We start from the raw sequence: 17,841 nt of genomic DNA, 5'->3' as shown, positions 1-17,841 counted from the left end.
AAATGGCGCATTCAAGCCTGCGAGGCGGCGCCGACAAGAACAGAAGCAACAAAGCAATGAGCAAAGAAAGTATCGAGGATGTCGTCAAGAAGAGCCTGGAAAAATATTTCCGGGATCTGGGTGAACAGCTACCGACCAATGTCTACGACATGGTGCTGGCCACGGTCGAAAAACCGGTCTTCGAGACCGTGATGGCGCGCGCCGAGGGCAACCAGTCCCAGGCCGCCGAGATCCTCGGCATCAACCGCAACACGCTGCGCAAGAAGCTGCAGCAACACGGCCTGCTGTAGCCGTCACCGACCATGCCGGCGCCACATCGGGGGCGTCGGGATGGGGTGCGGATGCCGCTTCCTTCCACGGTTTTTCAGGTTTCCTTTTCCTTACCAGTCTTGCCTACCATGATCAAACAAGCACTCATTTCCGTATCCGACAAGGCAGGCGTGCTCGACTTTGCGCGCGCGCTGTCCGCCATGGGCGTCAACATCCTGTCCACCGGCGGCACCGCCAAGCTGCTGGCCGACAATGGCGTGCCGGTCACCGAAGTGGCCGACTACACCGGTTTCCCGGAAATGCTGGATGGCCGCGTGAAGACGCTGCATCCCAAGGTCCATGGCGGCATCCTGGCCCGTCGCGATTTCCCCGAGCACGTCGCCGCCCTGGAACAGCACGGCATTCCCACCATCGACATGGTGGTGGTGAACCTGTACCCGTTCCAGCAGACCGTGGCCAAGGACGAGTGCTCGCTGGAAGACGCGATCGAGAACATCGACATCGGCGGCCCGGCCATGCTGCGTTCTTCGGCCAAGAACCACAAGGACGTCATCGTCATCTGCGATCCGACCGACTATGAAGGCGTGCTGGCCGAGCTGAAGTCCGGCGGCGACCTGCCCTACGAAAAGCGTTTCGCGCTGGCCAAGAAGGTCTTCGCCCACACCGCGCAATACGACGGCGCCATCACCAATTACTTCACCTCGCTGGGTGAAGACAAGCAGCACAGCACGCGCAGCGCCTACCCAGCCACCCTGAATCTTCACTTCGAGAAGGTCCAGGACATGCGCTATGGAGAGAACCCGCACCAGAGCGCCGCCTTCTATCGCGACATCAAGAAGGTCGATGGCGCCCTGGCCAACTACACCCAGTTGCAAGGCAAGGAACTGTCCTTCAACAACATTGCCGACGCCGATGCCGCCTGGGAATGTGTCAAGAGCTTCGATCCGGCCACGGAAGCTGCCTGCGTCATCATCAAGCACGCCAATCCCTGCGGCGTAGCCATCGGCGCCAACCCGCTGGAAGCCTACAGCAAGGCCCTGCAGACCGACCCGACCTCGGCCTTCGGCGGCATCATCGCCTTCAACCGCGAAGTGGACGCTGCCGCAGCCGAAGCCGTGGCCAAGCAGTTCCTGGAAGTGCTGATCGCCCCGTCCTTCAGCGCCGAGGCCAGGCAGATCTTCGCGGCCAAGCAGAACGTGCGCCTGCTGGAAATCCCGCTGGGCACGGGCCTGAACGGCTATGACTTCAAGCGCGTCGGTGGCGGCCTGCTGGTGCAGTCGCCGGATGCCAAGAACGTGCTGCTGGCCGATGTGAAGGTGGTCAGCAAGAAGCAGCCGACCCAGCAGCAATTGCAGGACCTGATGTTCGCCTGGCGCGTGGCCAAGTTCGTCAAGTCCAACGCCATCGTCTTCTGCGGCAATGGCATGACCCTGGGCGTGGGCGCGGGCCAGATGAGCCGCATCGATTCGGCCCGCATCGCTTCCATCAAGGCGCAGAATGCCGGCCTGACCCTGGCCGGTTCGGCCGTGGCCTCGGATGCCTTCTTCCCGTTCCGCGATGGCCTGGACGTGGTGGTTGATGCCGGCGCGACCTGCGTCATCCATCCGGGCGGCTCCATGCGCGACCAGGAAGTCATCGATGCCGCCAATGAGCGCGATGTCGTCATGCTGCTGACCGGCACCCGTCACTTCCGTCACTGATTGCGGCTTGCTGCAAAAACGACGCCCGGCTTCATGCCGGGCGTTTTTGTTGGTGCCGCGTGCGCCGTGCCAGGCCGGTTTCAACTGTCCTCGGTGATGAATCCTTCATGCAGGGCAATTCGCGTCATGGCTGCTTCAAAACGCTGGCGTGATTCCGAGGTCAGCTGTTGCAGGTATTGATGCAATTGCGCGTCGGCCACGTTGCGGTTGGCACACTGGGCGCTGTAGCGCTCGAACTGCGACAGCTGCATCAGCAATTCGGCCACGTGGCGCGGGCATTCACAGGCCACCGTGGTGGACTGGTTGGCGAAGGCGATCAGTTGGTTGTCATCCCAGCGGCGCGGTGGCAGGGACTTGTCCTCGCCTGACGCATCACGCCCCGGTGAAGACAGCGCCGCCAGGCCGCGCAACCATTGCAGGATCACCACGTCCGGCTGGGGCGCGCGCAGCAGGCTGATGCCGACCGCCGCCAGGGTCTCGCACACGGCCTCGCTGGCAAAACCGTACAGTACCGCCATCGGCAGCCCGCTCAGGGCCGGCGCCGAACTCTCCAGCGCGCCCAGCCAGCCGGCGTGCAATTGCGGCTCATGCAGCAGCAGGGCATCGACTTCCTCCCGCTTCAAGGCCATGGCCGCCTGCTCGATGTTTTCGAACGGGCCCAGCAATTGCAGCGGCCGCCCCAGGCGTTGCAGCAGACCCGGTTTGTCCAGGCGCTGCGCCAGGGTAGAGCCGATCACGGCCAGCCGCCACTGGCCCTGCGCTGCCTCCGGTGGCGTGGGGCGCGCGGCGTGCAGTTCGGCGTGGGTGGCGGCGACCTGCTGGAGCTGATCCATGTCCAGCCCCGCCAGACTGCCGATGGCGTGACCCAGTTCAGTCAACTGCCGGATCAGCGCCAGACGCCGTACGTCGGCTTCCGAATACAGTCGCTGACCGCTGGGGGAGAGCTTGCCCTGGGTCAGGGCATAGCGGCGCTCCCACACCCGCAGTGTGGCGACCGGCATGCGCAGCATGCGGGCCACCGCGCCGGTGCGGCGCAAGGCTTCACCGGCGGGTTTGTCCGCGGCCGCGGCAGGGGACGTGGCGGGCGTGGTCGAATTGGCAAGGCTCATGGCTTCCTCCTATGAATCATATTTGACACAGATTATAGATGCTAAATCTGCGTCATGAGTCAAGTGTGACGCATTTATTCGGTACAATTCTGCGTCATGAAACCCAAAAGCCAGATCAGCGGACATCGCGGCAACAAGGCGCACTTGCCCAGCAAGCCCTGCGTCGTGTGCGGCCTGCCCATGACCTGGCGGCGCGCCTGGGCGAAGAACTGGGAGGAGGTCCGATACTGTTCTCAAGCCTGTCGCCGCAAGCGCGTCCATCCTGGTCTTTGAGGAGTCGAGCCATGTACCGCAAACATCAATTCGACCTGATCCTGGATATGCCTTCCCCGGAAGACTGTCCCGCTGCTTCCCCCGCCCCCGTAGACCGGCTGGCCCAGCCCCTGGCCTTGCTGCCCTTGCTGCCGACCCTGGCCGCCGCGCGCGAACGCATTGCCGCCGTGCGACCGGGGGCTTACGCACGCACCCGCAACAGTCTCGACGGTGCCGTGACCGGGCTGTCGCCCTATCTCACGCACGGCCTGGTCAGTCTGCGCGAGGTCTTGGCCGGGGTATGCAGCCGACAGGCGCTGGATGTGCAGCACAAGTTCGTCTACGAGCTGGGCTGGCGCGCCTTCTATCGCTACGTGTGGGCGCGGCGCGGGGCGCGCATCTTCGATTCGCTGCACGCCGGGCCACTGCCGGAGTCGGCTTACGCCCGCGAGCTGCCGGCCGACATCCGCGAAGCCGCCACCGGCCTGCCCGTCATCGACCAGGCCGTGCACACCCTGTATGCCACCGGGACCCTGCACAATCACGCGCGCATGTGGCTGGCCAGCTACGTGGTGCATCTGCGCAAGGTCCATTGGCGCGCCGGTGCAGACTGGATGGTCGGCCATCTGCTGGATGGCGACCTGGCCAGCAATCACCTGAGCTGGCAGTGGGTGGCCGGTACCGGCAGTCACAAGCCCTATCTTTTCAATGCCGAGAACGTGGCCAAATACGCACCGTCCGAATGGCACAGCCCGGGTACGGTGGTAGATACCTCCTATGAAGCTTTAGGCGAAATTGCGCTCCATCCCGACCCGGTGGCGGCCGAACCGGCCCAGCGCATGCGGGAGCGCTGCAAGGAGCCGGCACTGCTGTCAATGCCACCTGAATATTTGGGCAGCATTGCGCCCGAGCCTGACGCCGTGGCCGGACGAGATGTCTGGCTGGTTCATCCATGGAGCTTGGGCGAGTTGCCCACCGATCTGTCGCCCGATACGGTAGTGGTCGGTCTTTATCTCTCGGACTTCCATCTGCTGTGGCCCTGGGACCAGCGTCGCTGGGCCTTCGTGGGAGCGCGCATGCGTGAGCTCACGCCGCTGTGCTGGCATGGCGATGCCGCCACCGTCGGGCGCGCGCTCAAGGCGGCGCGCAGCGTGCGTTGCCTGGCCGATCCGCATCTTGCGCCCTGGCTGCCGCTGTGGGCGCAGTGTGTGGCGCCGCCGGACCTGTTCCCTGTGGTGGACAAGCCCAGTGACCTGTTCACGCAATGGTGGCGCCGCAGTACCCAAGGTCTGCAGACGGCTGCCGAGCTGCTGGCGCGCACCGAGCACAGGGAGCGGCGCGATGGCTGATGCCGATCCCCAGTCACGGGACGAACTGACCGTGCTCTACGATGGCGCCTGTCCGCTGTGCCGGCGCGAGATCAGCCTCTACCAGCGTGGTGCGCAGGAGGCTCCCCTGCGCTTTTGCGATATCAGCCGTACCGACGTGTCCCCGGCCGATCTTCCGGCAGGGTTCACGCGCGCGCAGTTACTGGCGCGCTTTCACGTGCGTCGAAGCGATGGTGTGGTCTTCAGCGGTGCCGAAGCCTTCGTCCAGTTGTGGGCGAGCTTGCCGGGCTGGCGCTGGCTGGCCGGGCTGGCGCGCCTGCCCGGCATGTTGTGGCTGATGGAACGCAGCTATCGCGCTTTCCTGCAGGTACGCCCGGCCGTGCAGCGGCTGGTGGTGCGCCTGGAGCGCGGCCGCGAAAGAGGCTGACGTGGCTGTCGGCCTGGTCTGGTTCAAGCGCGACCTGCGCTTGCGCGATCATGCGGCGCTGGCCGAGGCTGCGCAGTGCGAGCGCGCCTTCGCGGTCTTCATCATCGAGCCCGCGTGGTTGCAGAGTGTTGAATGCGATCCGCGCCATGTGGATTTCCTGCTGCGTTCGCTGGCGTCCTTGCAGCGGGAATTGCAGCGGTGCGGACTGCCGCTGCTGGTGCGGGTGGGCGAGGCGGTGCAGGTGCTGGAGTCCTTGCGCCGTGCATGGGGTGTCACCCATCTGTTCAGCCATGAAGAAACCGGCCCGGCGTGGAGCTATGCGCGCGATATCTCGGTCAATCGCTGGTGCCGCATCCAGGGCGTGCAATGGCTGGAGTGGCCGCAGACCGGCGTGGTGCGGCGCCTGCGCAGCCGCGATGGCTGGGCTGCGCGCTGGGTGCGGCGCATGGAGGCGCCGCAGGTGGGCAATCCTGTCGGCTTGCGCGCGCCTGCGGGCATGCAGCCGGACCGTCTGCCGACGCTGACCGAACTGGGTTTGCCCGAAGTCCGTCTGCAACCGCCTGCCGGCGAGGCCGCAGCGTGGGACACCCTGCGCGCCTTTCTCGGTGGTGGCGCACGGGATTACCGGCGCGGCATGTCCAGTCCGCTGACCGCACCCGACGCCTGCAGCCGACTCAGCGCGCATCTGGCCTTCGGTACCATTTCCATGCGCAGCGTGCATCAGGCCACCGAGCTGGCCATCGAGCACACCGCCGACCGCGAGCTGGCCTATGGCCTGCGCGGCTTCTCCAGCCGCCTGCGCTGGCATTGCCACTTCATGCAGAAGCTGGAAGACCAGCCTGATATCGAATGGCGCAACGTCGCGCGTTCGCTGGATGGCTTGCGCCCCGGTGATGGCGGTCCGTGGGGCGTGGAGGCGCAGGCGCGTTTCGATGCCTGGTGCGAAGGCCGAACCGGTTATCCCATGATCGACGCCTGCATGCGCCAGCTGTGCGCCACCGGCTGGCTCAACTTCCGCATGCGCGCCATGCTGGTCAGCTTTGCCGCCTATCACCTGTGGCTGCATTGGCGCGCGCCGGGCTTGTTCCTGGCGCGGCAGTTCCTGGATTTTGAACCGGGCATTCACTGGAGTCAGATGCAGATGCAGTCCGGCACCACCGGCATCAACACGCTGCGCATTTATTCACCGGCCAAGCAGGCGCGCGATCATGATCCGCTGGGCGAGTACGTGCGGCGCTGGGTGCCGGAATTCGGCACGGCGGCTTATCCCGATCCCATCGTGGATGAGAAGACGGCGCTCAAGCACGCCAAGGATGCCCTCTACGGCCAGCGCAGCAGCAGTACTGCGCTGGCGGAAGCCGACGCCATCCAGGACAGGCACGGTTCGCGCAAGAGCGGCCTGCCGTCGACCGCCCGGCGCCCGCCACGCCAGAAAATGCCGGATCTGGGGCAGGGCGTCTTGTTCTGACGCGAGATGCCCGCCTGATCGGTTAGACTGGCGGGCATGAAAATCCTCGGTATCGACCCTGGCTTGCGCACCACCGGTTTCGGGGTCATCCACAAGCAGGGCAACACGCTCTCCTATATCGCATCCGGCACCATCAAGACCCCGGACGGCGACCTGCCTTCACGCCTGAAGGTGATCCTGGCCAGTGTTGGCGAAGTGGTGAGGTCCTATGCGCCGGACTGCGCCGCCATCGAAAAAGTATTCGTCAACGTCAATCCGCAATCCACACTGCTGCTGGGGCAGGCGCGCGGTGCGGCCATTTGCGCGCTGGTGGCCGCCGACCTGGCGGTCGCCGAATATACGGCCCTGCAGGTCAAGCAAGCCGTAGCCGGCCATGGACGCGCCCAGAAGGCGCAGGTGCAGGAGATGGTGGCGCGGCTGCTGAAGCTGCCCGGTTTGCCGGGCACCGATGCCGCCGATGCGCTGGGCGTGGCGATCTGCCATGCGCATGGGGGAGGGGTCCTGTCGGACCTTGGCGCGCTGGCCCCGGCGCTGGCGCGCAAGGGCATCCGCATGCGCGGCGGGCGTCTGGTCGGTTAGGCTTGCTTTTTGAAGAGGGACAGCACGCGCTGCACCAGCTTCACGACTACCAGCACTACTGCACCGGCGACTACGCCGAAGACGGCATTCAAGACCGCCGGAGTGATCGCCCCGAGGACCGGCCCGACTACCGCGATACCCTCCACGGCGTGCGCCGCCGCCTCGATGGCGTGATGCGCGAAGGGCAGGCCATGCGTCAGGATGCCGCCACCGACCATGAACATGGCAATCGTGCCGATCACCGACAGGCTGCGCATCATCTTTGGCGCGGCCGCCAGGACTGCCCGTCCGATACCGGCCTTGAAGCGTCCCCAGGCGCTCGCGCCCGCATGCTGCACCAGGTAGAGGCCACCGTCATCGAGCTTGACGATGCCGGCCACCAGCCCGTAGACCCCCGCCGTCATGATCAGTGCGATGCCCACCAGCACCGTGATCTGCTGCTGTAGCGGTGCACCGGCGACCGTGCCCAGGGTGATGGCGATGATCTCGGCTGAAAGGATGAAGTCGGTGCGCACGGCATCCTTGATCTTTTCCTGCTCGTAGACCAGCGGGTCGATGTCGTCGTCGGTCCTGGCGGCGACTTCATGATGTTCTTCCTCGTGCGGAAGATACTTGTGGGCCAGCTTCTCGAAGCCTTCGAAACAGAGGAAGGCACCGCCCAGCATCAGCAGCGGCGTCACCGCCCAGGGGATGAAGGCGCTGATGGCCAGTGCCGCCGGCACCAGGATGGCCTTGTTCTTCAACGAACCCTTGGCGACGGCCCAGACCACCGGCAGTTCCCGCTCGGCCCGTACACCGGCCACCTGCTGGGCGTTCAGGGCCAGGTCGTCGCCCAGCACGCCGGCGGTCTTCTTGGCGGCCACCTTGGTCATCAGGGAAACATCGTCAAGAACGGTGGCGATGTCGTCAATCAATGCAAAAAGGGCGCTGCCGGCCATGTTTTTCCTTTGTCTTCATCTCAACGGGGGCGCTTGGATACTGTTTATCCGAACAGTGCTGTATCATCGCGGGATTATCACAGAAGCTGCCTCCCACGCACATCCCTGACGCCATGATTGGTCGCCTCTCCGGAATTCTTTTGGAAAAAATCCCCCCGAACCTGCTGGTTGACTGCCAGGGCGTCGGTTATGAAGTGGCCGTGCCGATGAGCACCTACTACAATCTGCCGGGCCTGGGCGAGAAGGTCACGCTGCTGACCCACCTGGCCATCCGCGAGGATGCCCACATCCTGTTCGGGTTTGGGACCGCCGAAGAACGCAATACGTTCAAGGAGCTCATCAAGATTTCCGGCGTGGGCGCGCGCACGGCGCTGTCCATTCTCTCGGGCATGTCGGTGGCCGACCTGGCCCAGGCCGTGACCCTGCAGGAAGCAGGCCGCCTGACGCGTGTGCCCGGCATCGGCAAGAAGACCGCCGAACGCCTGCTGCTGGAACTGAAGGGCAAGCTCGGCGCCGATCTTGGCGCAGCGGCCGGCGTGGTCCACAGCGATGCCTCGGCCGACATCCTCAATGCCCTGCTGGCGCTGGGCTATTCGGACAAGGAAGCGACCCTGGCCATGAAGCAGGTGCCCAAGGACAGCAGCGTCTCGGACGGCATCAAGCTGGCCCTGAAGGCGCTCTCCAAGGGCTGATGCACAGGCAAAAGGCAGACAAGGATTAGAGCATGAGCATCCAGACCGACGATTTCTCCGAACAGCGCATCATCTCCGCCACTCCGGCTTCGGCCAACGAGGAAGCCATCGAGCGTGCGTTGCGGCCCAAGCAGCTGGACGAGTACGTCGGCCAGGAAAAGGTGCGTGCCCAGCTCGAAATCTTCATCTCGGCCGCCCGCAAGCGCGGCGAACCGCTCGACCACACCCTGCTGTTCGGCCCGCCCGGCCTGGGCAAGACCACCATGGCCCACATCATCGCCCGCGAAATGGGCGTGAACCTGCGCCAGACCTCAGGCCCCGTGCTGGAGCGCGCCGGTGACCTGGCGGCCTTGCTCACCAATCTCGAAGCCAATGACGTGCTCTTCATCGACGAGATCCACCGCATGTCGCCGGTGGTGGAGGAAATCCTCTACCCGGCACTGGAGGATTACCAGATCGACATCATGATCGGCGAAGGCCCGGCCGCCCGTTCGGTGCGCCTGGACCTGCAGCCTTTCACGCTGGTGGGTGCCACCACCCGAGCCGGCATGCTGACCAATCCGCTGCGCGACCGCTTCGGCATCGTCGCCCGGCTGGAGTTCTATACCCCGCCCGAGCTGGCCCGCATCGTGACCCGCAGCGCCGGCTTGCTCAACGCCCCCATCGTCGAGGAAGGCGCGCTGGAAATCGCCCGCCGCAGCCGTGGCACGCCGCGTATCGCCAATCGCCTGCTGCGCCGCGTGCGCGACTATGCCGAGGTCAAGGGTGAGGGCCGCATCACCCGCGAGATGGCCGATGCCGCGCTGATCATGCTGGACGTCGACCCGGTCGGGTTCGACCTGATGGACCGCAAGCTGCTGGAGGCGGTGCTGTTCAAGTTCGGCGGCGGCCCGGTCGGGCTGGACAACCTGGCGGCCGCCATCGGTGAGGAACGCGACACCATCGAAGACGTGCTGGAACCCTACCTGATCCAGCAGGGCTACCTGCAGCGCACCCCGCGCGGGCGCATCGCTACCGGCGCGGCTTACCAGCACTTCGGCGTGACCGCACCGCAAACCGGTCCGAATGGTGAGCTCTGGGGCGGCTGAGCTCGGCCATTCTCAAGCCGGGCGCGACTGTTGCAGCAGTTGAAAAACTTCATGACGCAGAGCAGCACGATCTGATGAAATTTTTGTCAGATCTCGTATAAAAGCGAGTTTTTGCTTGTGCAAAAATTAATCGTCATCGACAATGGATAGCTATTCACTATCTTTCGATGTGAGCCCTCCATGCTAATGTCGAGCCAAGCCCTTCGATACGCGCATCAGCTGCTGGATGCCCGCGCCCAGTCCCGGATCATCCCGCGCATCTCCGAGTCCGAACCCTTGTCGGTGGAAGACGCCTACGAAATCGCCCACAACATCCGCAATATCCGTGTCGCCCAGGGCGAGCAGCCCATAGGCCGCAAAATCGGTTTCGTGGTGCGCAAGAACTGGGAGCGCTACGGCATCATCGATGAAGCGCGTATTCCGACCTGGGCGCCGATGTATGACGCCACGGTACGCTTTGCCGAAGACAACCACGGTGCGCAGTCGCTGACCGGTGCGGTGCAGCCGCGCATCGAACCGGAGATCGTCTTCAAGCTCGGCAAGACCCCGGCACCGGGGGCCTCGCTCATCGAGCTGGCCGATTGCCTGGAGTGGATGGCGCATGGTTTCGAGATTGTGGTCTGTCCCTTCCCCAACTGGGAATTCACGGTAGCCGATTCGATTGCCGCCTTCGGCCTGCATGGCACGCTCATCGTGGGCGAGCCACATGTGCTGTCCTCGGCGACCAGGCACCACCTGCCGCAGATCCTGGCCAGCGCCAGCGTCTCCCTGTCCTGCAACACGGAATCGTCCAGCGTGCTGCGCGCCGCCGGCTTCTGCAATGACGAGATGGATAGCCCCCTGCATGCCCTGTGGCACCTGCACCAGCTGTTGCAGAAGCAGAGCCGCTTCCGCCAGTTGCAGGCCGGCGAGATCATCACGACCGGCACCTGGACCGACGCCTGTCCCATCGAGCCGGGCCAGACCTGGACCACGGCCTTCTCGGGCGTGACCCTGCCGGGCCTCACCGTTTCCTTCGTCTGAACCGGGCGACGCCGCGCTGATGGCCATCTGGGTCGATGCCGACGCCTGTCCGGGCGTCATCAAGGACATGCTGTTCCGGGTGGCCGACCGCACCACGATCATCGTGACGCTGGTGGCCAACCGGCCATTGCGTACGCCTCCTTCGCGCTATATCAAATCCCTGGTGGTCCCTGCCGGTTTCGATGTGGCCGACAAGGAAATCGCCCGCCAGGTGGAGCCCGGCGACCTGGTCATCACCGCCGATATCCCGCTGGCCGCCGATGTGGTGGCCAAGGGCGCACTGGCGCTCAATCCTCGCGGCGAGCTTTATACCGCCCAGAACATCGGCCATCACCTCAGCACCCGCAATTTCATGGAAGAGCTGCGCAGCAGCGGCATCGAGACCGGCGGCCCGGCCGCCTTCAGCGCCAGCGACGGTCGCGCCTTCGCCCGCGAGCTGGACCGTTACGTGCTCAAAGCTTCACGTCCGGCCTGAGTGCAACGGCCTTACTGCTCCCGCAGCCAGGTCTGGGTGCGGCCCAGTATCGGCATGCCGACATAACCGCGCACATTGAGCTTTTGCCCGTCATCGACCACTGACAACTTGCTCTTGTAGACCTTGCCATTGGCCGGATCGATGATCTGTCCACCGTTGTACTCGTCCCCATCCTTCTTCAGACCCGACAGGATGGTCATGCCAATGACCGGCTGGTCCTTCAGCTCGCCCTCGCACTTCTGGCAGACCGGGTTCTGGTCTTCATCTGGTGCACGGAAGAGCTTTTCGATCTTGCCGCTCAGTTCACCGTTGCTTTCGCTGATGCGGATGAGCGCTTTGGGCTTGCCGGTGGCGTCATCGATGCTCTTCCACAAGCCCACCGGCGAGCCATCGGCCCAGGCGGCTGCACTGGAAAGCAGGGTGGCGGCCAGCAGCGATAGCGTGGCCAGGCGGGAAGGGGAGGAAATACGGTTCATGCTTGTCTCCTGTTATCAAGTCGAATGCCATAAAAAAGCACGGTTGTTCTAATTTATTCGATCCAGTCTAGACAAGCCCGCCGCGCAAGGCAAGCACAAAAAGCAAAAGCCGCCGCCCCGTGAGGGACGACGGCTTCATCAAGAAACAGGCCGGCTTACTTCAGCTTGGCCAGCTGTTCCTTCACCTTTTCCAGCGTAGCGCTGAAGTTGGCGACGCGTTCCTTCTCCTGCGCCACCACCGCCTCTGGCGCACGGGCCACGAAGCTTTCGTTGGACAGCTTGCCGTTGGCCTTGGCGATCTCGCCGGTCAGGCGGGTGACTTCCTTGCCCAGGCGTTCGCGCTCGGCGGCCACGTCGATTTCCACCTTCAGCATCAGCTTGACTTCGCCGACGATGGCCACCGGTGCCGGCGACTCGGGCAGTTGCGCCACTACCGTGGCTTCCGACAGGCGCACCAGGCCTTGCAGATAAGGCAGCAAGGATTCCACTGCCGACGCATCGGCGGCTTCCACGATCAGCGGCACGCGCAGGGAAGGCGCCAGTTGCATCTCGCCGCGCAGGTTGCGGCAGGCATCGGTGTAGGCCTTGAACTGGGCAACCCAGGCTTCGGCTTCGGCATCGATCTTGTCCAGGTCCGGGCGCGGATAAGCCTGGCGCATGATGGAGTCGCCCGCCGGATCAGGCTTGCGATCGGTCAGCGGGGCCACGCTTTGCCACAGCTGTTCGGTGATGAAGGGCAGTACCGGATGGGCCAGGCGCAGCACGCTTTCCAGCACGCGCAAGAGCGTGCGGCGGGTGGCGCGCTGCTGCGCTTCGTTGCCGCTCTGGATCTGGGCCTTGGCCATTTCCAGGTACCAGTCGCAGTACTCGTCCCAGACGAACTTGTAGATCGCGGTGGCGATATTGTCGAAGCGGTAGTCGGCAAAGCCCTTTTCCACTTCAGCCTCGGTACGCTGCAGCAGCGACACGATCCAGCGGTCAGCCTTGGAGAATTGCAGCTTCTCCTTGTCGCAGACACCCTTCTCGTGGCCGTCGAAACCGCAGTCCTGGCCTTCGGTATTCATCAGCACGAAGCGGGTGGCGTTCCACAGCTTGTTGCAGAAATTGCGATAGCCTTCGCAGCGGTTCAGGTCGAAGTTGATGTTGCGGCCCAGGGTCGCCAGCGAGGCGAAGGTGAAGCGCAGCGCATCGGTGCCGAAGGCCGGGATGCCATCGGCAAATTCCTTGCGGGTGGCCTTCTCGATGCTGGCCGCCTGCTTGGGATTCATCAGGCCCACGGTACGCTTGGCCACCAGCTCGTCCACGCCGATGCCATCGATCAGGTCGATCGGGTCCAGGGTGTTGCCCTTGGACTTGGACATCTTCTGGCCCGAGGCATCGCGCACCAGGCCGTGGACATAGACGGTATCGAAAGGCACCTTGCCGGTGAAGTGCGTGGTCATCATGACCATGCGCGCCACCCAGAAGAAGATGATGTCGAAGCCCGTCACCAGCACCGACGAGGGCAGGAACAGCTTGTAGTCCGGCGTTTCTTCCGGCCAGCCCAGGGTGGAGAAGGGCACCAGCGCCGAGGAGAACCAGGTGTCGAGCACGTCTTCATCGCGCTTGACGGCACGGCCGCCGGCTTGCGCACGGGCTTCTTCTTCGGTGCGGGCAACGTAGATGCCGCCGTCCTCGTCGTACCAGGCCGGGATCTGGTGGCCCCACCACAGTTGGCGCGAGATGCACCAGTCCTGGATGTTGTTGAGCCACTGGTTGTAGGTGTTGGTCCAGTTCTCGGGCACGAACTTGATCTCGCCCGAGGAGACTTTTTCCAGCGCCGTTTCGGCAATCGACTTGCCGGGGAAGAAGGTCCCTTCCGGTGCCGGCTTGCTCATGGCCACGAACCATTGGTCGGTCAGCATCGGCTCGATCACCACGCCCGTACGGTCGCCACGCGGCACCATCAGCTTGTGCGGCTTGACCAGTTCCAACAGGCCCAGCGCGTCGAGGTCGGCCACGATCTGCTTGCGCGCCTCGAAGCGGTCCAGGCCCTGGTACTTCTCGGGCGAATTCTCGTTGATGGTGGCCTTGAGCGTGAAGACGCTGATCATTTCCAGGTTGTGGCGTGCGCCGACCTGGTAGTCGTTGAAGTCGTGGGCCGGGGTGATCTTCACGCAGCCGGTGCCGAATTCCTTGTCGACGTATTCATCCTTGATGATGGGGATCTCGCGGCCCACCAACGGCAGCTTGATCATCTTGCCCACCAGCGCGGCGTAGCGTTCGTCAGTCGGGTCCACTGCCACGGCGACGTCGCCCAGCATGGTTTCTGGACGGGTGGTGGCCACCACGATATGGCCGCTGCCATCGGCCAGCGGGTACTTGATGTGCCACATGGAGCCGTCTTCTTCCTCCGACACCACTTCCAGGTCGGAGACGGCGGTGCCCAGCACCGGGTCCCAGTTCACCAGGCGCTTGCCACGGTAGATCAGGCCTTGCTCGTAGAGGCGCACGAAGACTTCGGTGACGGCCTTGGACATCTTCGGGTCCATCGTGAAGTATTCACGCGCCCAGTCGGTGGAGGCGCCCATGCGGCGCATCTGGCCGGTGATGGTGGAGCCGGATTTTTCCTTCCACTCCCACACCTTCTCGACGAATTTTTCACGGCCCAGGTCGTGGCGCGAGACCTTCTGCGCATCCAACTGGCGCTCCACCACGATCTGGGTGGCGATGCCGGCGTGGTCGGTGCCGGGGATCCAGGCGGTGTTGTAGCCGCGCATGCGGTGGTAGCGCGTCAGGCCATCCATGATGGTCTGGTTGAACGCGTGACCCATGTGCAGGGTGCCGGTCACATTGGGCGGCGGCAGCTGGATGGAAAACGAGGGCTTCTCCGCGTCGGTGGTGGCGGCGAAGTAACCGCGCTTTTCCCACTCCTCGCGCCAGAATTTCTCAATCTCGGCGGGCTCGAACGACTTGGCTAATTCCATGATTTGACGTGTGTTTTTGCGAAACCCAACATTATAAGGGACGGATAGTACAAAGCCCCCAAAACGTCGCCGCGAGCCGGCGAAGAATTCCGGTGCCAGCGGTGTTTGCAAACGAATGCTGCTATGATCTGACCTGTCTGGTCAGATTGGAGGTATTCATGCGTACATGGCAAATACAAGAAGCCAAGGCTCAGTTTTCGGAACTGGTGCGGGATACGGAGCGCTCGGGTCCGCAGGAAATCACCTGGCACGGTCGCTCAGTAGCGGTAGTCATGTCGAAAGCCGACTATGAGCGGCTCAGCGGCGCAGATTTGACCTTGGTCGAATTTATGCGGCGTTCGCCGCTTTACGATGCAGATGATGTTGAATTCGAGCGTGATACCAGCCTGACGAGGGAGGTTGACCTTTGAGTTATCTGCTCGACACCAATGTCCTGTCTGAACTGCGTCGCCGCGAGCCCAATCCCCGGGTCATGGAATGGTTTGCGCGCAGACCTCCGGCTACCTTGTACCTGAGCGTCCTCACCATGGGCGAAATACGAAAAGGTGCCGATAACAAGCCGCCGGGCCCTGCAAAGTTGCGCTTGATAGATTGGCTGGAAACTGAGTTGCCCGCCTATTTTGCCGGAAGAATCTTGCCGATTGATGTTGTCGTTGCAGACCGATGGGGGCGCATTCAGGCAGAAGCGGGGCGTCCGGTTGCAGCAGTTGACAGCCTCTTGGCTGCCACTGCACTCGTGCACGGACTGACCATGGTGACCCGCAATCGCAAAGATTTTCAGTTCCCGGGTCTGCAAGTGATCGATCCTTGGGCTGAGTGAAAATGCTGCGCTGCACACCTAGCCCATCCGAAATGAAACCTTGTTCGTCAAGCCAATTGGAGTAGAATCCGGCCCACGACAAGGACTGCGCAAGCAGCCCGCGTCGCATCGCTAGGGGTCCTGGCACCGGAGCACATGCTCTGGCAGCCGGGTGAGAAATACCCTTGAACCTGATCTGGATAATGCCAGCGAAGGGAAGCAACCGGCAGCATGACGCACCCACGGCCCTGTATCACCTCCACGCCGTCCGTCCTCTTCCGCAACCTCCTTTGCTGGCTCCGAGCCAAGAGTCATCAAGCAAAGGAGCCGAAATGAATGCCAACCCGAAATTCCTGTCCGCCACGGCGACCGTCGACGAGGCCGCCGTCCAGCCTCTCCCGAATTCCCGCAAGATTTACGTGACCGGCTCGCGCCCGGACATCCGCGTGCCCATGCGCGAGATCAGCCAGGCCGACACCCCCGCCATGTTCGGTTCGGAAAAGAACCCGCCGATCTATGTCTACGACACCTCCGGCCCCTACACCGACCCGGACGTGAAGATCGACATCCGCGCCGGCCTGTCCACCCCGCGCCTGCCCTGGATCCTGGAACGCAACGACACCGAGGAACTGCCCGGCCCGACTTCCGAATACGGCCAGCAGCGCCTGAACGACCCGGCCCTGGCCGAGCTGCGCTTCAACCTGCACCGCAAGCCGCGTCGCGCCAAGGCTGGCGCCAACGTCACCCAGATGCACTACGCGCGCCGGGGCATCATCACGCCCGAGATGGAATTCATCGCCATCCGCGAAAACCTGCGCCGCAAGGAGTATCTGGAACAGCTCAAAGCCTCCGGCCCCATGGGCAACAAGCTGGCCGACCTGATGGGCCGCCAGCATCCGGGCCAATCCTTCGGTGCATCGATTCCCGCCGAGATCACCCCTGAATTCGTGCGTGACGAAGTCGCACGCGGCCGCGCCATCATCCCCGCCAACATCAACCACCCGGAAGTGGAACCGATGATCATCGGCCGCAATTTCCTGGTCAAGATCAACGCCAACATCGGCAACTCGGCCGTCACTTCTTCCATCGGTGAGGAAGTGGAAAAGATGACCTGGGCCATCCGCTGGGGTGGCGACAACGTCATGGACCTCTCCACCGGCAAGAACATCCACGAGACCCGTGAATGGATCATCCGCAATTCGCCGGTACCCATCGGCACCGTGCCGATCTATCAGGCCCTGGAAAAGGTCAACGGCAAGGCAGAAGACCTGACCTGGGAAATCTTCCGCGACACCTTGATCGAGCAGGCCGAGCAGGGCGTGGACTACTTCACCATCCACGCCGGCGTGCGCCTGCAATACGTGCCGCTGACGGCCAAGCGCATGACCGGCATCGTCTCGCGCGGCGGTTCCATCATGGCCAAGTGGTGCCTGGCGCATCACCGCGAATCCTTCCTCTACGAACACTTCGAAGAGATCTGCGAAATCATGAAAGCCTATGACGTCAGCTTCAGCCTGGGTGATGGCCTGCGTCCCGGCTCGATCTACGACGCCAACGACGAAGCCCAGCTGGGCGAGCTGCGCACCCTGGGCGAACTGACCCAGATTGCCTGGAAGCACGACGTGCAGGTGATGATCGAAGGCCCCGGCCACGTGCCCATGCACCTCATCAAGGAGAACATGGACCTGCAGCTGGAGCAGTGCCACGAAGCCCCGTTCTATACCCTGGGCCCCTTGACCACTGACATCGCTCCCGGCTACGACCACATCACCTCCGGCATCGGTGCCGCGCAGATCGGCTGGTACGGCACGGCCATGCTGTGCTACGTCACGCCCAAGGAACACCTGGGCCTGCCCAACAAGACCGACGTCAAGGACGGCATCATCACCTACAAGATCGCCGCCCACGCCGCTGATCTGGCCAAGGGCCATCCGGGCGCGCAGATCCGTGACAACGCGCTGTCCAAGGCGCGCTTCGAGTTCCGCTGGGAAGACCAGTTCAACATCGGCCTGGACCCCGACAAGGCGCGCGAATTCCACGACGAAACCCTGCCCAAGGATTCGGCCAAAGTGGCGCACTTCTGCTCCATGTGCGGCCCGCACTTCTGCTCCATGAAAATCACCCAGGAAGTGCGTGATTACGCCGCCAAGGAAGGCATCTCCGAGATCGATGCCCTGAAGCAGGGCATGCAGGTGAAATCGGTCGAGTTCGTCAAGATGGGCGCCGAGATCTATTCGAAGCAGTAAGCGCC

Annotated in this window: 18 protein-coding genes and 1 riboswitch; of the genes, 14 read left to right on the top strand and 4 right to left on the bottom strand. The window is 63.6% G+C overall.

Going from position 1 to position 17,841, the window contains the following annotated elements; all coding sequences use genetic code 11:
- The first annotated feature begins 56 nt into the window (after nt 1-56).
- Nucleotides 57-290, top strand: coding sequence for a Fis family transcriptional regulator (locus HNO82_RS04435; protein WP_006463627.1), 234 nt, complete (start codon nt 57-59; stop codon nt 288-290).
- A gap of 108 nt (nt 291-398) precedes the next feature.
- The gene (purH, locus tag HNO82_RS04430) at nt 399-1,970 is read left to right on the top strand and encodes a bifunctional phosphoribosylaminoimidazolecarboxamide formyltransferase/IMP cyclohydrolase (protein ID WP_175342881.1); all 1,572 of its coding nucleotides are present in this window, start codon (nt 399-401) and stop codon (nt 1,968-1,970) included.
- A gap of 80 nt (nt 1,971-2,050) precedes the next feature.
- On the opposite strand, the gene HNO82_RS04425 is transcribed toward purH, so the two are convergent.
- On the bottom strand, nt 2,051-3,079 hold the full coding sequence (locus HNO82_RS04425) for a MerR family transcriptional regulator (RefSeq protein ID WP_175342880.1): 1,029 nt from the start codon (nt 3,077-3,079) through the stop codon (nt 2,051-2,053).
- A 96-nt stretch (nt 3,080-3,175) separates the two neighbouring features.
- Between HNO82_RS04425 and HNO82_RS04420 the strand changes: the two genes are divergently transcribed.
- Genes HNO82_RS04420 through ruvC form a run of 5 tightly spaced genes read left to right on the top strand, consistent with a single transcriptional unit; the run spans nt 3,176 to nt 7,133 of the window.
- Entirely contained in the window at nt 3,176-3,352 is a 177-nt protein-coding gene (locus tag HNO82_RS04420) for a DUF2256 domain-containing protein (protein ID WP_175342879.1), read from the top strand.
- Between the two features lie 11 nt (nt 3,353-3,363).
- Nucleotides 3,364-4,680 (top strand): FAD-binding domain-containing protein, encoded by a 1,317-nt coding sequence (locus tag HNO82_RS04415; RefSeq protein WP_175342878.1) that lies wholly within the window; start codon nt 3,364-3,366, stop codon nt 4,678-4,680.
- The gene (locus HNO82_RS04410) at nt 4,673-5,086 is read left to right on the top strand and encodes a thiol-disulfide oxidoreductase DCC family protein (protein WP_175342877.1); all 414 of its coding nucleotides are present in this window, start codon (nt 4,673-4,675) and stop codon (nt 5,084-5,086) included. The genes HNO82_RS04415 and HNO82_RS04410 overlap by 8 nt, the downstream gene beginning before the upstream one ends.
- 1 nt (nt 5,087) lies before the next feature.
- Nucleotides 5,088-6,554, top strand: a complete 1,467-nt coding sequence (locus tag HNO82_RS04405; protein ID WP_175342876.1) for an FAD-binding domain-containing protein — start codon at nt 5,088-5,090, stop codon at nt 6,552-6,554.
- Between the two features lie 36 nt (nt 6,555-6,590).
- Nucleotides 6,591-7,133 carry a crossover junction endodeoxyribonuclease RuvC gene (gene ruvC / locus HNO82_RS04400; RefSeq protein WP_008334734.1) on the top strand — a complete coding sequence of 181 codons (543 nt, stop codon included), beginning with the start codon at nt 6,591-6,593 and terminating at the stop codon, nt 7,131-7,133.
- Here the strand turns inward: ruvC and HNO82_RS04395 are convergent.
- Nucleotides 7,130-8,071 carry a DUF808 domain-containing protein gene (locus HNO82_RS04395; protein ID WP_175342875.1) on the bottom strand — a complete coding sequence of 314 codons (942 nt, stop codon included), beginning with the start codon at nt 8,069-8,071 and terminating at the stop codon, nt 7,130-7,132. The two genes, ruvC and HNO82_RS04395, sit on opposite strands and share 4 nt — an antisense overlap.
- 113 nt (nt 8,072-8,184) lie before the next feature.
- Here HNO82_RS04395 and ruvA point away from each other — a divergent pair, with 113 nt between their 5' ends.
- The 4 genes from ruvA to HNO82_RS04375 all read left to right on the top strand — a co-directional run bounded on the left by ruvA (nt 8,185) and on the right by HNO82_RS04375 (nt 11,349).
- On the top strand, nt 8,185-8,763 hold the full coding sequence (gene ruvA / locus HNO82_RS04390) for a Holliday junction branch migration protein RuvA (RefSeq protein ID WP_088756219.1): 579 nt from the start codon (nt 8,185-8,187) through the stop codon (nt 8,761-8,763).
- 32 nt (nt 8,764-8,795) lie between these two features.
- Nucleotides 8,796-9,851 carry a Holliday junction branch migration DNA helicase RuvB gene (ruvB, locus tag HNO82_RS04385; protein WP_175342874.1) on the top strand — a complete coding sequence of 352 codons (1,056 nt, stop codon included), beginning with the start codon at nt 8,796-8,798 and terminating at the stop codon, nt 9,849-9,851.
- A 180-nt stretch (nt 9,852-10,031) separates the two neighbouring features.
- Entirely contained in the window at nt 10,032-10,874 is an 843-nt protein-coding gene (locus HNO82_RS04380) for a 2-keto-4-pentenoate hydratase (RefSeq protein WP_034351620.1), read from the top strand.
- A 19-nt stretch (nt 10,875-10,893) separates the two neighbouring features.
- A complete protein-coding gene (locus HNO82_RS04375) occupies nt 10,894-11,349 on the top strand; it encodes a YaiI/YqxD family protein (RefSeq protein ID WP_175342873.1) in 456 nt (151 codons plus the stop codon).
- Nucleotides 11,350-11,360: 11 nt separating this feature from the next.
- Here the strand turns inward: HNO82_RS04375 and HNO82_RS04370 are convergent, their stop codons facing one another.
- Nucleotides 11,361-11,825, bottom strand: a complete 465-nt coding sequence (locus HNO82_RS04370; RefSeq protein ID WP_008334746.1) for a DUF2147 domain-containing protein — start codon at nt 11,823-11,825, stop codon at nt 11,361-11,363.
- A 155-nt stretch (nt 11,826-11,980) separates the two neighbouring features.
- Nucleotides 11,981-14,791 carry a valine--tRNA ligase gene (locus HNO82_RS04365; protein ID WP_175342872.1) on the bottom strand — a complete coding sequence of 937 codons (2,811 nt, stop codon included), beginning with the start codon at nt 14,789-14,791 and terminating at the stop codon, nt 11,981-11,983.
- 158 nt (nt 14,792-14,949) lie between these two features.
- Here HNO82_RS04365 and HNO82_RS04360 point away from each other — a divergent pair, with 158 nt between their 5' ends.
- The 3 genes from HNO82_RS04360 (at nt 14,950) to thiC (ending at nt 17,836) form a co-directional block, all read left to right on the top strand.
- Nucleotides 14,950-15,201: a type II toxin-antitoxin system Phd/YefM family antitoxin gene (locus HNO82_RS04360; protein WP_088756279.1), complete on the top strand. Its 252-nt coding sequence runs from the start codon at nt 14,950-14,952 to the stop codon at nt 15,199-15,201.
- Nucleotides 15,198-15,611: a type II toxin-antitoxin system VapC family toxin gene (locus tag HNO82_RS04355; protein WP_175342871.1), complete on the top strand. Its 414-nt coding sequence runs from the start codon at nt 15,198-15,200 to the stop codon at nt 15,609-15,611. Before HNO82_RS04360 ends, HNO82_RS04355 begins: the two co-directional genes overlap by 4 nt.
- Before the next feature lie 103 nt (nt 15,612-15,714).
- Nucleotides 15,715-15,825: riboswitch (TPP riboswitch) on the top strand.
- A gap of 97 nt (nt 15,826-15,922) precedes the next feature.
- Nucleotides 15,923-17,836 (top strand): phosphomethylpyrimidine synthase ThiC, encoded by a 1,914-nt coding sequence (thiC, locus tag HNO82_RS04350; protein WP_039789264.1) that lies wholly within the window; start codon nt 15,923-15,925, stop codon nt 17,834-17,836.
- Nucleotides 17,837-17,841 lie beyond the last annotated feature (5 nt).

This window comes from Herbaspirillum sp. C9C3, from assembly GCF_013359625.1.
GTDB lineage: Bacteria > Pseudomonadota > Gammaproteobacteria > Burkholderiales > Burkholderiaceae_D > Herbaspirillum.
The sequence above is the reverse complement of the archived record's forward strand: the minus strand, read 5'-3'. Positions and strand labels throughout refer to the sequence as shown.